This window comes from Bacillus sp. LR--39 (genome assembly GCF_053613335.1).
This window is the reverse complement of sequence record NZ_JBSIOT010000649.1, coordinates 1-817: the sequence shown is the minus strand read 5'-3', so window position 1 is coordinate 817 and position 817 is coordinate 1. Positions and strand designations below refer to the sequence as shown.

Below are 817 nucleotides of genomic sequence, written 5' to 3'. Positions count from 1 at the left end.
AGATCCGGCATTGATCGTAAAAGCCATTCATCAGGAAAACGTGACAACGGCTCATTTTATTCCGGCTATGCTGAACAGCTTTCTCGATCAAGCGGAAATCGAAAGGTTGCGTGACAGCACAAGCCTGAAACGTGTATTCGCCGGAGGTGAACCGCTTGCGCCGCGTACGGCAGCCCGTTTTGCTTCTGTATTGCCGCAGGTATCATTAATCCATGGCTACGGGCCGACAGAAGCAACGGTAGACGCGGCATTTTACGTGTTAGATCCAGAACGGGACAGGGATCGTTTGCGGATTCCGATTGGGAAGCCCGTACCTGGTGCGCGTTTGTATGTTTTAGATCCGTATTTAGCCGTACAGCCTTCCGGTGTCGCTGGCGAACTGTACATTGCCGGAGCGGGTGTTGCCAGAGGTTATTTGAATCGGCCGGCATTAACGGAGGAGCGTTTTCTAGAAGACCCGTTTTACCCGGGGGAACGCATGTACAAAACCGGGGATGTTGCGCGCTGGCTCCCTGACGGGAATATTGAATTCCTCGGGCGCACGGATGATCAGGTGAAAATCCGCGGCTACCGGATTGAGCCGGGAGAAATTGAAGCGGCACTAAGAAGCATAGAAGGTGTAAGAGAGGCGGCCGTTACCGTACGGACAGACAGCGGTGAGCCGGAATTATGCGCTTATGTAGAAGGGCTCCAAAGAAACGAAGTGCGGGCACAGCTTGAGAGACTGTTGCCGGGCTACATGGTCCCAGCCTATATGATAGAAATGAAACAGTGGCCGGTTACGCCAAGCGGAAAGCTCGACCGAAACGCCCTGCCA

1 protein-coding gene is annotated in these 817 nt (G+C 53.7%); it reads left to right on the top strand.

Annotation, left to right across the window (positions count from 1 at the left end; genetic code table 11):
* Positions 1-817: amino acid adenylation domain-containing protein (locus ACWHAR_RS25580; RefSeq protein WP_452088246.1), on the top strand; the 817-nt coding region annotated here is incomplete at both ends.